Source organism: Serratia sp. CY27727, from assembly GCF_052169275.1.
GTDB lineage: Bacteria > Pseudomonadota > Gammaproteobacteria > Enterobacterales > Enterobacteriaceae > Serratia > Serratia sarumanii.
Genome location: NZ_JBJNLB010000003.1, coordinates 180660 through 194883, shown reverse-complemented (window position 1 = coordinate 194883; position 14224 = coordinate 180660). Strand labels below are relative to the sequence as shown.

11 protein-coding genes are annotated in these 14224 nt (G+C 61.5%); 3 read left to right on the top strand and 8 right to left on the bottom strand.

The annotated features are described in order from the left end of the window. The first annotated feature begins 34 nt into the window (after positions 1-34). A complete protein-coding gene (gene folA, locus ACJ8HB_RS10490; RefSeq protein ID WP_033637073.1) occupies positions 35-517 on the top strand; it encodes a type 3 dihydrofolate reductase in 483 nt (160 codons plus the stop codon). Between the two features lie 180 nt (positions 518-697). Then, positions 698-2587, top strand: coding sequence for a PhoX family protein (locus ACJ8HB_RS10485; RefSeq protein ID WP_047569355.1), 1890 nt, complete (start codon positions 698-700; stop codon positions 2585-2587). Between the two features lie 44 nt (positions 2588-2631). Here ACJ8HB_RS10485 and apaH read toward each other — a convergent pair whose 3' ends face one another. The 6 genes from apaH to lptD form a co-directional block, all read right to left on the bottom strand. Further along, complete coding sequence (gene apaH / locus ACJ8HB_RS10480) at positions 2632-3483, bottom strand: bis(5'-nucleosyl)-tetraphosphatase (symmetrical) ApaH (protein ID WP_033637075.1); 852 nt, start codon at positions 3481-3483, stop codon at positions 2632-2634. Between the two features lie 2 nt (positions 3484-3485). Next, positions 3486-3863, bottom strand: coding sequence for a Co2+/Mg2+ efflux protein ApaG (apaG, locus tag ACJ8HB_RS10475; protein WP_016929119.1), 378 nt, complete (start codon positions 3861-3863; stop codon positions 3486-3488). Between the two features lie 12 nt (positions 3864-3875). After that, positions 3876-4694, bottom strand: a complete 819-nt coding sequence (rsmA, locus tag ACJ8HB_RS10470; RefSeq protein ID WP_033637076.1) for a 16S rRNA (adenine(1518)-N(6)/adenine(1519)-N(6))-dimethyltransferase RsmA — start codon at positions 4692-4694, stop codon at positions 3876-3878. Then, complete coding sequence (gene pdxA / locus ACJ8HB_RS10465) at positions 4687-5679, bottom strand: 4-hydroxythreonine-4-phosphate dehydrogenase PdxA (RefSeq protein WP_033649277.1); 993 nt, start codon at positions 5677-5679, stop codon at positions 4687-4689. Before pdxA ends, rsmA begins: the two co-directional genes overlap by 8 nt. Next, the gene (surA, locus tag ACJ8HB_RS10460) at positions 5666-6967 is read right to left on the bottom strand and encodes a peptidylprolyl isomerase SurA (protein ID WP_033637077.1); all 1302 of its coding nucleotides are present in this window, start codon (positions 6965-6967) and stop codon (positions 5666-5668) included. The genes pdxA and surA overlap by 14 nt, the downstream gene beginning before the upstream one ends. A 65-nt stretch (positions 6968-7032) precedes the next feature. Next, the gene (gene lptD / locus ACJ8HB_RS10455) at positions 7033-9393 is read right to left on the bottom strand and encodes an LPS assembly protein LptD (protein WP_047569352.1); all 2361 of its coding nucleotides are present in this window, start codon (positions 9391-9393) and stop codon (positions 7033-7035) included. Positions 9394-9620: 227 nt separating this feature from the next. Here lptD and djlA point away from each other — a divergent pair, with 227 nt between their 5' ends. Beyond that, positions 9621-10442, top strand: a complete 822-nt coding sequence (gene djlA / locus ACJ8HB_RS10450) for a co-chaperone DjlA (RefSeq protein WP_033637079.1) — start codon at positions 9621-9623, stop codon at positions 10440-10442. Positions 10443-10584: 142 nt separating this feature from the next. Here the strand turns inward: djlA and rluA are convergent, their stop codons facing one another. After that, positions 10585-11235, bottom strand: a complete 651-nt coding sequence (gene rluA / locus ACJ8HB_RS10445) for a bifunctional tRNA pseudouridine(32) synthase/23S rRNA pseudouridine(746) synthase RluA (RefSeq protein ID WP_033637080.1) — start codon at positions 11233-11235, stop codon at positions 10585-10587. Positions 11236-11292: 57 nt separating this feature from the next. Beyond that, on the bottom strand, positions 11293-14199 hold the full coding sequence (gene rapA / locus ACJ8HB_RS10440; protein ID WP_047569350.1) for an RNA polymerase-associated protein RapA: 2907 nt from the start codon (positions 14197-14199) through the stop codon (positions 11293-11295). Between the last annotated feature and the right edge of the window lie 25 nt (positions 14200-14224).

The window sequence follows — 14224 nt, the reverse complement described above, 5'->3', positions numbered from 1 at the left end:
GTCACCAATTTTGCTGCCTACACAGGGTTAAACAATGATTATCAGCCTGATCGCTGCCTTGGCGGCGGATCGCGTTATTGGCATGGAAAACGCCATGCCGTGGCACCTGCCGGCGGACCTTGCGTGGTTTAAACGCAACACGTTGAATAAGCCGGTTATTATGGGCCGCAAGACCTTCGAGTCCATCGGCCGCCCGCTGCCGGGCCGCCACAATATCGTTTTGAGCAGCCGCCCGGGCAATGCCGCCGGGGTGACCTGGGTGACCTCGCTGGATGAAGCGCTGGCCGCCGCGGGCGAGGTGGAAGAAGTGATGGTGATCGGCGGTGGGCGCATCTATACCCAGCTGCTGCCGCGCGCCGATCGCCTGTACCTGACGCACATCGACGCCGAAGTCGGCGGCGATACCCACTTCCCGGATTACGAGCCGGACGAGTGGGAAACCACATTCAGCGAATTCCACGACGCCGACGATCTGAACTCGCACAGCTACTGCTTCGAAATCCTGCAGCGCCGCTGATTTAAGCGCGTTAGCCAACTCTCCCCGGGGGCGCAAGCAATTGCGCCCCCGGCCTTTTTGCGTCCGTCGTTTGTAACCTTTCCGTCACATTACCTGATTAGTATGAAGCCCAACTCCGAGCGCCACGGCAACTCTGGTGAATCTTGACCGCGGCGCCATAACTAAAAAGGTAACCACGCTATGACCAAGCAAATTGAGCAATTAGACGCCGACCGCCTGATCGATCCCACTCGCCGCAAACTGCTGCTCGGCAGCGCCGGCGCCGTCGGCCTGGCCGGTTTTCTCGGCGGCGGCATCTGGTCGGTCTCCAGTGAGGCGTTGGCCGAGGATCTGCCGCCGAACAAGCTGTTGGGCTTTCAGGGTATCGCCGCGTCTACCGCCGATGAGGTGACCATCGCGCCGGGCTACCGCGCCGAGGTGCTGATCTCCTGGGGCGAGCCGCTGGTGGACGGCGCGCCGGCTTTCGATCCGCAGGGCAACAACAGCGCCGCCGATCAGGAAAAACAGTTCGGCGACAATAACGACGGCATGAGCTTCTTCCCGATCGATGACAATCACGGCGTGATGGCCATCAATAACGAATACGTTAACGAGCAGTACCTGTTCGCTCACGGCGGCGCCAAGGCCACCAGCCTGGAAGAGGTGCGTAAATCGCAGGCGGCGCACGGCGTCTCCATCGTGGCGGTAAAGCGCGTCGGCGACGGCCAGCGCTGGGAGGTGGAGCGCCCGTCGCGCTATAACCGCCGCATCACCGCCAATACCGAAATGCAGTTCAGCGGCCCGGCCGCCGGGCACCCGCTGCTGCAGACCGCCGCCGATCCGAGCGGGCGCAAGGTGCTGGGCACTTTCGGCAACTGCGCCAACGGCAAGACGCCGTGGGGCACCTACCTGACCTGCGAAGAAAACTTCGATACCTACTTTGGCACTCATCAGGCTGATTACAAAACCACGCCGGAACAGAAGCGCTACACGCTGAAGGCCAGCGAACCGGAGCGCAACTGGCCGGACTATGACGAGCGCTTCGACGTGGCGAAGAACCCCAACGAATTCAACCGCCACGGCTGGATCGTCGAGATCGATCCGCTGAATCCGACCTCGACGCCCATCAAGCACACCGCGCTGGGCCGCTTCAAGCACGAGAACGCGGCGGTGACCGTGGCCAAAGATGGCCGTTTGGTGGTGTACATGGGGGACGACGAGCGCGGTGAACATATCTATAAGTACGTTTCCAAAGGCGTGGTCGACGCCGCCAATCCGGCCAACAACCGCACGCTGCTGGACGAAGGGACGCTGTACGTGGCGCAGTTCGACGGCGATGAGGCCGGCACGCCGCTGAAGGGCAAAGGGCGCTGGATTGCGCTCGAGTTCGGCAAGAACGGCCTGACGCCGGAGAACGGTTTCCGCGACGAGGCCGAAGTGCTGATCTTCGCCCGCAAGGCGGCGCAGCAGGTCGGCGCCACCAAAATGGATCGCCCGGAGTGGATCGCGGTGAACCCGCATGACGGCCGCGCGTACTGCACGTTGACCAACAACAGCAAGCGCGGCGAGGAAGGGATGCCGCTGAACGCCGCCAACCCGCGGCCGAACAATATCTATGGCCAGATCATTCGCTGGGACGAGGGCGGCGACGCCACCGCCGGCACCTTCGCCTGGGACATCTATGCGCTGTGCGGCAACCCGATCGCCCACCCGGAAGGCGTCAACCGTGGCACGCCGAACATCACGGCGGACAACACGTTCAACAGCCCGGATGGGTTGGGCTTCGATCGCGCCGGCCGTTTGTGGATCCTCACCGACGGCAAGTACAGCAACAAGGGCGATTACGCCGGGCAGGGCAACAACCAGATGCTGGTGGGCGATCCGATCAGCGGCGAAATTCGCCGTTTCATGGTGGGGCCGAAGTCCTGCGAACTGACTGGCATCACCTTCACCCCGGACTACAAGACGATGTTCGTCAACGTGCAGCATCCGGGAGAAGAGGGCGATTCGCACTTCCCGAACAATAGCCCGCGCCCGCGTTCATCGGTGTTGATGATCACGCGTGAAGATGGCGGGGTGATTGGGGCGTAAGGCGGTAAAGAGAGCAAAGGCGGCCTGGGGCCGCCTTGATGTTTTCAGAACGCGGCCAGCCTGCCGGCGTGGTCAGGCGCCTCACCGCGGTTAGCGGGCTGCGTGAAGTAACGGCGGTCTTCCCAGCGTAGCATCGTCAGATCGCCACCCCAGCAGCAGCCTGTGTCCAGCCCGATCACGCCTTCCGGCGTGCCCTTGCCTTCCAGCGAGGCCCAGTGGCCGAAGACGATGGTGTATTCCGGATCCACCAGGCGCGGCAGCTCGAACCACGGTTTCAGCGGCGCGGGTGCGGTGCCCGGCGCATCTTTGCAGATCATGTCGAGCTGGCCGTTGGGGAAGCAATAACGCATGCGCGTCAGCGCATTGGTGCTGAAACGCAGGCGCGCCAGGCCGCTCAGCTCCGGCGTCCAGTTGTTCGGCATATCGCCGTACATGGCGTCGAGGAACAGCGGGTAGCTGTCGCTGCTTAATACCGCTTCCACTTCGCGCGCGCACATTTTCGCGGTGTCGATATCCCACTGCGGGGTGATGCCGGCGTGCGCCATCACCAGCTTTTGCTCATCGTCCACCTGCAGCACCGGTTGACGGCGCAGCCAGTTGATCAGCTCGTCGGCGTCCGGCGCCTCCAGCAGCGGGGTGATGCGATCTTTGGGTTTGTTGCGGCTGATGCCGGCGTAAACCGCCAGCAGGTGCAGATCGTGGTTGCCCAGCACCATGCGCACCGCCGGGCCGAGCGAGCGCACGAAGCGCAGCACGTCCAGCGAGGCGGGGCCACGCGCCACCAGATCGCCGGTCAGCCACAGTTGATCGCGCTCGGGATCGAACGCAACCTGAGCCAGCAGCGACTTCAGTTCATCGAAACAGCCGTGAACGTCGCCGATAAGGTATGTCGACATAATTAATGGATCAGCGTTGGAATGGCTAAGCGAAACACGGGAATAGCGGTGCGGAACGGCTGACCCTGGTGGTCAACCATTTCGTAATGGCCTTCCATGGTGCCCAGCGGCGTTTCCAGAATGGCGCCGCTGGTGTACTGAAACTCTCCGCCGGGCGGAATGACGGGCTGTTCGCCGATCACGCCTTCGCCCTGAACTTCGGTTTGGCGGCCGTTGCTGTTGGTGATCAGCCAGTAACGGCCCAGCAGTTGCACGTCGGTCCGCCCCAGATTGCGGATGGTGATGGTATAGGCGAAGACGTAACGCTCTTCTTCAGGGATCGACTGTGATTCCACATAGATGCTCTGAACCTGAATACACACGCGGGGCGAATCAATCATGACAACAACTCCTTATTGCTGCGGCGCCGGATTGGCTGACAGCCAGTTCGCCAGCTTGCAGTACTGCGCCACAGAAATATTTTCTGCTCTGAGCGAAGGATCGACGCCCAGCTCCGTCAGCTGCTCCGGCGTGAACAGGTCGCCCAGGCTGTTGCGGATGGTTTTCCGCCGCTGGTTGAACGCCTGCGTGGTGATGCGGCTCAGCATGCGCACGTCGCCCACCGGATTCGGCAGCACGCTGTGCGGCACCAGACGCACCACGGCGGAATCGACCTTCGGCGGCGGCGCGAACGCGGTCGGCGGCACTTCCAGCACCGGAATGACGTTGCAGTAGTACTGCGCCATCACGGTCAAACGCCCGTAGGCCTTGCTGTTAGGGCCGGCCACCAGACGGTTGACCACCTCTTTTTGCAACATAAAATGCATGTCGCGGATTGCCTGAGTATAGCTGAAAAGGTGGAACATCAGCGGCGTCGAAATATTGTACGGCAGGTTACCAAATACGCGCAGCGGTTGGCCAGCTTCCTCGGCCAGTTCGGCGAAATTCACCGTCATGGCGTCCTGCTGGTGGATGGTCAGCTTGTCCTTCAGCCGCGGGTGGTTTTCCAGCCGGGTGGCCAGATCGCGGTCCAGTTCGATCACCGTCATGCGGTCCATGCGCGCGCCGACCGGCTCGGTCAAGGCGCCGAGGCCGGGGCCGATCTCGACCACCGCTTCGCCCGGCTGCGGGTGAATGGCGGAGACAATGCTATCGATGACAAACTGATCGGTTAAAAAGTTTTGTCCAAAGCGTTTGCGGGCAAAGTGCCCTTGGTGGACTCTGTTATTCATTACAATTAATTATCATTTTAATGGCGAGATTCAGGGCCGTTTGGAAACTGCCGACATCGGCGGTGCCGGTGCCGGCCAGTTCCAGAGCGGTACCGTGGTCGACCGAGGTGCGTATGAAAGGCAAACCGAGGGTGATATTCACCGCGCGGCCGAACCCTTGGTATTTTAGCACCGGCAGCCCCTGATCGTGATACATCGCCAGCACCGCATCGGCATCTTGCAGATATTTGGGCTGGAACAGGGTGTCCGCCGGCAGCGGGCCGACAAGATGGATGCCCTCAGCGCGCAGCGCGTCGAGCGCCGGGATGATGGTGTCTATCTCTTCGTGCCCCATATGGCCGCCTTCCCCGGCGTGGGGGTTCAGGCCGCAGACGTAAATGTGCGGCCGGGCGATGCCAAATTTGGTTTTCAGATCGTGGTCGAGGATGCGGATGACTTCGAACAGGCTCTGCTGCGTGATGGCGCCCGGCACCGCCAGCAGCGGCAGGTGGGTGGTCGCCAGCGCCACGCGCAGCTCTTCGGTCGCGAGCATCATCACCACGCGATCGCAGCGGCTGCGATCGGCAAAGAATTCGGTATGGCCGATAAACGGCACGCCGGCGTCGTTGATCACGCCCTTGTTCACCGGGCCGGTGATCAGCGCAGCGAATTCGCCGTTGAGGCAGCCGTCGCAGGCGCGCGCCAGGGTTTCCACCACGTAGGCACTGTTGCCGACGTTCAGCTCCCCGGCGGTGACCGGGTGAGCGAGCGGGACCGGCAGTACGGTCAGCGTGCCGGCGCGTTGCGCTTCGGCCGGTTGCTGCGGCTGGTAGTCGCGCAGCGTCAGCGGCAGGCCCAAACGCTTGGCGCGTTCAAGCAGCAGAGCCGGATCGGCGCACACCACCAGCTCAACAGGCCAATCCTGTTGCGCCAGCGCTGCCACCAAATCCGGCCCTACCCCGGCGGGTTCACCGGGGGTAATGACGACGCGTTTATTGCTGTGCATCGCTGCCATCGAGGATCTTCACGTAAGCCTGGGCGCGCTGTTCCTGCATCCAGGTCTGCGCTTCTTCGGCGAATTTACGGTTGAACAGCATGCGGTAAGCGCGATCTTTCTGCGCGGCGTCGGTCTTATCCACCTGACGAGTGTCCAGCAGCTGAATCAGGTGCCAGCCGAAGGAAGAGTGGACCGGCGCGCTGATTTCACCCTTGCTCAGCTTCAGCAACGCATCGCGGAAGGCCGGATCGTAGATGTCCGGGGAAGCCCAGCCCAGATCGCCGCCCTGCATGGCAGAACCCGGATCCTGCGACAGCTGTTTGGCTTCGTCGGCAAACTTGGCGCGGCCGCTCTTGATCGCTTCCGCCACGGATTGCAGCTTGGCGCGCGCCTGATCGTCGGTCAGCACCACCGAAGGTTTCAGCAGGATGTGACGGGCGTGCACTTCGGTAACCGACACCGACTGGCTGGCGCCGCGGATGTCGTTCACTTTCAGGATGTGGAAGCCGACGCCGGAACGGATTGGGCCGACGACGTCGCCTTTCTTGGCGCTCACCAGACGTTCCGCGAACAGGGTCGGGATCTCTTGCAGCTTGCCCCAGCCCATGTTGCCGCCTTTCAGCGCCTGAGAATCGGCGGAGTAGGTGATCGCCAGCTTGCCGAAGTCGGCGCCGCTGTTGATCTCACCCACCAGGCGTTTGGCCAGCTCTTCGGCTTTGTCGACCTGCTGCTGCGACGGATTCTCCGGCAGCGGGATCAGGATGTGGCTGATGTTCATTTCGGTGTCGCTGCCGTTCTGCGCGCCCACCTGCTTGGCCAGCGCGTCCACTTCCTGCGGCAGGATGGTGACGCGACGGCGCACTTCGTTGTTACGCACTTCGGAGATCAGCATCTCTTTGCGGATCTGCGAACGGTAGGTGTTGTAGTTCAACCCTTCGTACGACAGGCGGCTGCGCAGCTGATCGACGCTCATCTTGTTTTGCGCGGCGATGTTGGCGATTGCCTTGTCCAGATCGGCGTCGGACACGGTGATGCCCATTTTCTTGGCCATCTGCAGCTGGATGTTATCCATGATCAGGCGTTCGATGATCTGATGGCGCAGCGTCTTGTCGTCCGGCAATTGCTGGCCGGCCTGCTGGGCGTTGAGCTTCACTGACTGCAACAGACCGTTGACGTCGCTTTCGAGTACCACGCCGTTATCCACGACGGCGGCGACTTTATCCACTTCTTGGGGTGCTGCGAACGCGGCATTGGCGCAAACCACCAATCCGAGAATAAGCGTTCTCCAGTTCTTCATACATTTCCCATTATGTAATCCGCAAATGCGGGTGAAAGTTCTCGTTTTCAAAGTGTTGCAAAGCGTCAGAATGCGCGCTGATACGGCAGAATGCCGGAGCGCAGCATTTCTGCGGAGCCGAGACTATGATCGCTGCTCAGGCCGCGCAGTTCGACGTTGAACGAAACTCTGTTGTCGTAAACGCTGGTATTGTTGCTGTTGTTCCAATCGGTGATCTTGCGCTCATAGCCCAGGGTCACCGCCCAGCAGCAGGTGTTGTACTTCAGCCCCACCAGCTGATCGGCGGATTGCTTGGCGCGGGTGTCGTAGTAATACGCCCCGACCACCGCCCAACGATCGGCGATCGGCCAGCTGCCGGTGATGCCCACCTGCGAGATGCCGTCCTGGAAGGCCGGAACCGTTTTGGTGTTCAACGCCGTCTGGATGTATTCCGGCGTGGCGTAACGGTAGTTCAACTGCACCACGCGCTCGGCGTCCTGGCGGTATTCCACCACGCCGTTGCCCAGCGAGACGCTGTTCAGGCGGGTGTCGTACTGCAGGCCGCCGCGCAGGCCCCAACGATCGTCGATTTTCCAATAGGTATCGCCGGCCCAGGCCACGCTGCCGGTATCGTCGTTGTTGTCGTACCCGGTTACCTGATCGCCGGTGCGCGAACGGCTGAAGTAGTAGATTTGACCCACGGAAGCGTTAAAACGTTCAACCAGCGCGTCATCATAAATGCGGGTGGTCAAACCGGTGGAGACGCGGTTCTGCGAAGCGATGCGATCTAGGCCGCTGTAGGTGCGGTCGCGGAACAGGCCGGAGTAGTCGGTCTGCAGCAGCGTGGTGTCGTAGGTGTAGATGTTGCTCTGGTCGCGGTACGGCACGTACAGGTACTGTACGCGCGGCTCCAGCGTCTGGGTGGCGCCTTCGGCCCAGATCATCGGGCGTTCGAACACCAGCTTGCCGTCGACCTTGAACTGCGGCAATACGCGGTTGACCGAATCATCAAGCTCCGGTGCAACGGCGCCTTTGCGGCTCTGGTAGTTGGCGGCGAAACCGTCAGGAATATCCTGCTGGTAGTGGGTCGCCATCACCTTGGCTTCGGTGTTCAGGCTGGCCCAGCCGTTGGTGAGCGGCAGGTTGAGCGTCGGCTCCATATGCAGACGGGTGGCGTCCGGGCTGTACGGGTTGACGCTGGTGAACTTGGCCGCCTGGCCGTAAATATGGAAGTCGAACGGGCCGAGGTCGTTTTTGTAGTAGTTCAGATCCAGCTGCGGCTGAACTTTATACGATTCCGACTGTGAGCGATCGGTATCGTCGTAAATCTGGAACTGCTTGGAACTCAGCGTGGCGTTCCAGTTCTCGTTGGCGTAGCCGAGGCTGAATTTCTGCGTGGCGTAGCCGTCGGTGGTGGAACCGTACTTGGAGTCCAGATCGGTGAAGTATTTGGAATCGCTGACCTTGGTGTAGTCGACGTTGAAGCGCCACACCTGATCCATGACGCCGTTGTGGTTCCAGTAGAACAGCCAGCGCTTGCTGTCGTCATGATCTTTGCCGTATTCCTTGTCGTCCGGCAGCCAGTCGAACTCCATCAGGCCGAGACCCGGCTGCACCAGATAACGGAACTCGGTCTGCCACTGCAGGCCGCGCTTGGACATATAGTGCGGCGTGATGGTGGCGTCGTAGTTCGGCGCGATGTTCCAGTAGTACGGCAACATGAACTCGAAGCCGTTGTTGCTGCCGTACTTGGCGTTCGGGATCAGGAAGCCGGAACGGCGCTTGTCGCCGACCGGCAGCTGCAGGTACGGGCTGTAGAACACCGGCACGCCACCGATGCGGAAGCGGGCGTTCCACACTTCCGCCACCTGCTCTTCGCGATCGTGGATCACTTCGGAGCCGACCACGCTCCAGCTGTCGTCGCCCGGCAGACAGGAGGTAAAGGTGCCGTTTTCCAGAATGGTGTAACGGTTGGCGCCGCGCATTTTCATCTTGTCGGCGTCGCCACGCCCCTGACGGCCTACCATTTGGTAGTCGCCTTCATAGACGTCGGTATCTTTGGTGTTCAGGTTCGACCAGGCCTTCGGGCCTTTCAGTTTGATCTGATTGTCGCTGTAGTGCACGTCGCCGGAGGCGGTGACGGTGCGCACCGGCTCCGCCTGGCCAGGGTTTTGCGTCTGGTTCAGCTCGACTTCTTTGGCGGTCAGGGTGCTGTTGCCCTGCTCGATATGCACGTTACCGCTGAACAGGGCGCTTTTCGGATAGTCGGCGCGTGAGTCATCGGCATTGATGGTGACCGGCAGGCTGTTCGGATCGCCGCTGACCAAAGGTTTGTCGTAAACGGGAACGCCAAGCATGCATTGCTCGGCCAGATCAGCCAGCGCGTGCTGACTGTAGAGTGCCGTCCAAATCATCGTGGCCAGCAGTGTTGGGAAACTTTTTTTCATACGCGGTTTTGGTGTTCCGTCATCAGAGGCGTCATGTCCGGCAAACGGTCAGAGACTATATTACTCATCTGCGTTGCGCTAGTGCTAAATCCAGCCGTTTACTTGCGTCGTCGTTAGGCGCAAAGATAAATGACAGGTATGATAATCCAAATTCTGGGAAAAATCGCCTGCGCCCTTTCCTGAAGCGAAGGGGGCGGGCGGCTTTCGGCATGATAATTGAGGAGTATATGCAGTATTGGGGAAAACTGCTCGGCGTCATCGTCGCCATTTGGTCTGGCGCGGGATTCTGGGGTGTAGTTCTGGGGCTGATTATCGGTCATATGATCGATACGGCGCGCAGCAATAAGCGCAGCCGGGGTTTCTTCACCGACCAGCAAACGCGGCAAACGCTGTTTTTCCGCACCACTTTTCAGGTGATGGGCCACCTGACCAAATCCAAAGGACGCGTTACCGAGGCAGATATCCAGATCGCCAGCCTGTTCATGGATCGCCTGCAGCTGCACGGCGAAGCGCGCACCGCGGCGCAGCAGGCGTTCCGCGAGGGGAAACAGAGCCAGTTCCCGCTGCGTGAGACGCTGCAGCAGTTCCGCAGCATCTGTTTTGGCCGCTTCGATTTGATTCGGATGTTTCTGGAAATTCAGATTCAGGCGGCGTTCGCCGACGGCTCGCTGCACCCGAATGAACGCCAGGTGCTGTATGTCATCGCCGAAGAGCTGGGCATTTCGCATGCGCAGTTCGATCAGTTTCTCAGCATGATGGAGGGCGGGCGTCAGTTCGGCGGCGGTCAGCAGGGCGGGTATTCGCAGGGCGGCTATCAGCAGGCTCAGCGCGGCCCGACGCTCGACGATGCGTGCAAGGTGCTCGGCGTGCGCAGCAGCGACGATGCCGCCACCATCAAACGCGCCTACCGCAAATTGATGAGCGAACACCATCCGGATAAGCTGGTGGCGAAGGGCTTGCCGCCGCAGATGATGGAAATGGCCAAGCAGAAAGCGCAGGAAATTCAGGCGGCGTACGATCTGATCAAACGCGAGAAAGGCTTCAAATAACGATACCCGTCATACTTCGAGCTGCAGGTGTGTTGGCTGCCTGCGCTTACCCCGGTCACGTACTTTTTGTACGCTCCCGGGGCTGCGCTTAGTTGCCGCCTTCCTGCAACTCGAATTATTTAGGGTATCCCTGAGATTAGCCTCAGAAATCCGGTTCGGCGCGAAAGTGCATCGGCGTCTGGAAGGCGGGGTGGGTGATACGCAGCTCTTGCGCATGAAGCTGCAGCCGCGGCGCCATCGCCTTGGCCTCCGGTGGGGCGTAGAAACCGTCGCCGAGGATCGGATGCCCCAGCGCCAGCATGTGCACCCGCAGCTGGTGCGAGCGGCCGGTGATCGGCGTCAGCTTCACGCGCGTGCTGCCGTCGGCGTCGCGCGACAGCACCTGATACTCCGTCTGCGCCGCTTTGCCGGTGTCAAAACACACCTTTTGCAGCGGCCGGTTCGGCCAGTCGCAGATCAGCGGCAAGTCCACCAACCCTTCGTCATGCGCCATATGCCCCCAAACGCGGGCGATATAGGATTTCTTCGGTTCGCGTTCGCGGAACTGACGCTTCAGCTCGCGCTCGGCGGCCTTGTTGAGCGCCACCACGATCACCCCGCTGGTGGCCATGTCCAGCCGGTGCACCGATTCGGCGGCCGGATGATCGGCCTGAATGCGGGTCATCAGGCTGTCTTTGTTTTCCGGCGCGCGGCCGGGCACCGACAGCAAGCCGCTGGGCTTGTTGACCACCATGATGTGTTCATCCTGATACAGGATGTGCAGCGGGTCCTGCGGGGGATTGTAGGGTTCCATCTTGGCTCCGCGAAAAGGGCCGAACGGGGAGGCGGTTGCCGCCCCGCGTCGCGCCGGTTACTGGTGGGTGACCACCACCAGACGAATGGCGTCGAGACGCCAGCCGGCTTCATTAAGGTTGGCCAGCACCTGACGGCGGTTGAACTCCAGCGCTTCGACTTCGTCGTCGCGGATGTTCGGGTTGACCGCCTTCAGCGCTTCCAGACGCGCCAGCTCGGCGCTCAGCTTGTCGTCCGCCTCTTGCTTCGCCTGTTCGATAAGCGTGCGCGCCTGCGCTTCCACCAGGCTTTCCGCCTGCTGCAGCATGGCGTGCACGTCTTGCTGCACGGCGTTGACCAGCTTGCTGGAGGTGTGGCGGTTGACCGCGTTCAACTGGCGGTTGAAGCTTTCGAACTCGACCTGCGCCGCCAGATTGGTGCCCTTGCGATCCATCAGCATGCGGATCGGCGTCGGCGGCAGGAAGCGGGTCAGCTGCAGGTGCTTCGGCGCCTGAGCCTCCACCACGTACACCAGCTCAACCAACAGGGTGCCGACCGGCAACGCTTTGTTTTTCAACAGGGACACCGCGCAGCTGCCGGTATCGCCGGACAGGATCAGATCCAGGCCGTTGCGGATGATCGGGTGTTCCCAACTGACGAACTGCGCGTCTTCGCGCGACAGCGCCCGATCGCGATCGAAGGTGACGGTGCAGCCGTCCTGCGGCAGGCCCGGGAAGTCCGGCACCAGCATATGGTCGGACGGCGTCAGCACGATCAGGTTGTCGCTGCGGTCTTCCTGGTTGATGCCGACGATGTCGAACAGGTTGAGCGCAAAGCCCACCAGATTGACGTCGTTATCCTGCTCGGCGATGGCGGCAGCCAGCGCCTGGGCTTTGTCGCCGCCGTTGGAGTGCATCTCCAGCAGGCGGTCGCGGCCCTGTTCCAGCTGCGCTTTCAACTGATCGTGCTGCTGGCGGCAGGCGTGGATGAATTCGTCAAAGCCTTCCTGTTCGGTCGGCGCGGCCAGATAACCGATCAACTGCTCGTAGCAGCTGTCGTAGATGGTGCGGCCGGTCGGGCAGGTGTGTTCGAAGGCATCCAGCCCCTCGTGGAACCAGCGACCCAGCACCGCCTGCGCGGTGTGCTCCAGGTAAGGCACCATGATTTGGATATCGTGCATCTGGCCGATACGGTCCAGACGGCCGATACGCTGTTCCAGCAGGTCCGGGTTGAACGGCAGATCGAACATCACCAGCTGGCTGGCGAACTGGAAGTTGCGGCCTTCGGAGCCGATCTCGGAACACAGCAGCACCTGCGCGCCTTCCTCTTCGGAGGCGAAGTAGGCGGCGGCGCGGTCGCGCTCGATAATCGACAGCCCTTCGTGGAACACCGCGGCGCGGATCGCTTCACGCTCGCGCAGCACCTGCTCCAGCTGCAGCGCGGTGTCGGCCTTGGCGCAGATCACCAGCACTTTTTCGTTGCGGTTGGCCAGCAGGTAGTCCAGCAGCCACTCGACGCGCGGGTCGAAGTTCCACCAGGTGGCGTTTTCGCCCTCGAATTCTTGGTAGATCTGCTCCGGGTACAGCATGTCGCGCGCGCGCGCTTCGACGGACTTCTTGGCGCCCATGATGCCGGACACTTTGATCGCAGTCTGATACTGGGTCGGCAACGGCAGCTTGATCTGGTGCAGGTTGCGGTGCGGGAAGCCCTTCACGCCGTTGCGGGTGTTGCGGAACAGCACGCGGCTGGTGCCGTGGCGATCCATCAGCATGGAAACAAGCTCCTGGCGCGCCTGCTTGGCGTTGTCGCCTTCGCTGTTGGCGGCTTTGAGCAGCGGTTCGATGTCCTGCTCGTCGATCAGCTCGCCCAGCAGATTCAATTTGTCGTCGGCCAGGCGTTTACCGCTCAGCAGCAGGGTGACGGCGTCGGCCACCGGGCGGTATTTCTGCTGCTCGGCGACGAACTCGCCGTAGTCGTGGAAACGGTTTGGATCGAGCAGGCGCAGGCGCGCGAAGTGGCTCTGTTGGCCCAGCTGTTCCGGGGTGGCGGTCAGCAGCAGCACGCCGGGGATATGCTCGGCCAACTGCTCGATCACCTGATATTCGCGGCTCGGCGCTTCTTCGCTCCAGGCCAGGTGGTGCGCTTCGTCGACCACCAGCAGATCCCACTGGGCGTCCGCCAGCTCTTCCAGGCGCTGCTTGTTACGGCGCACGAAGTCCAGCGAGCAGATCACCAGCTGTTCGGTTTCGAACGGGTTGCTGCTGTCGAGCTTGGCTTCGGCGTAGCGGCTGTCGTCGAACAGCGAGAAGTAGAGGTTGAAGCGGCGCATCATCTCCACCAGCCACTGGTGCTGCAACGTTTCCGGCACCACGATCAGCACGCGCTCGGCGCGGCCCGCCAGCAGCTGCTGGTGGATGATCATGCCGGCTTCGATGGTTTTGCCGAGGCCGACTTCGTCCGCCAGCAGCACGCGCGGCGCATGGCGCTGGCCGACTTCATGGGCGATGTGCAGCTGGTGCGGGATCAGGCTGGCGCGCATGCCGCGCAGGCCGGCGAACGGCAGGCGATACTGCTCGCTCTGGTACTTGCGCGCGCGAAAACGCAGCGCGAAACGGTCCATGCGGTCAATTTGGCCGGCGAACAGGCGATCCTGCGGCTTGCTGAAGGTCAGCTTGCTGTCCAGTAGGACTTCGCGCATCGCCACACCGCTCTCCTGGGTGTCCTGGCGGGTGCCGATATAGGTCAACAGACCGTTTTCCTCTTTCACCTCTTCCACCTGCAGCTGCCATCCTTCGTGGCTGCTGACGGTATCGCCCGGGTTGAACATCACGCGGGTGATCGGCGAATCGTTTCTGGCATAGAGGCGGTTTTCACCGGTGGCGGGGAAAAGCAGGGTAATCATGCGCGCGTCCAGCGCCACGACGGTGCCCAGTCCTAATTCGCTTTCCGTGTCGCTGATCCAGCGTTGACCAAGAGTAAAAGGCATATATTGTCGGCTCGATTCTTTGTAA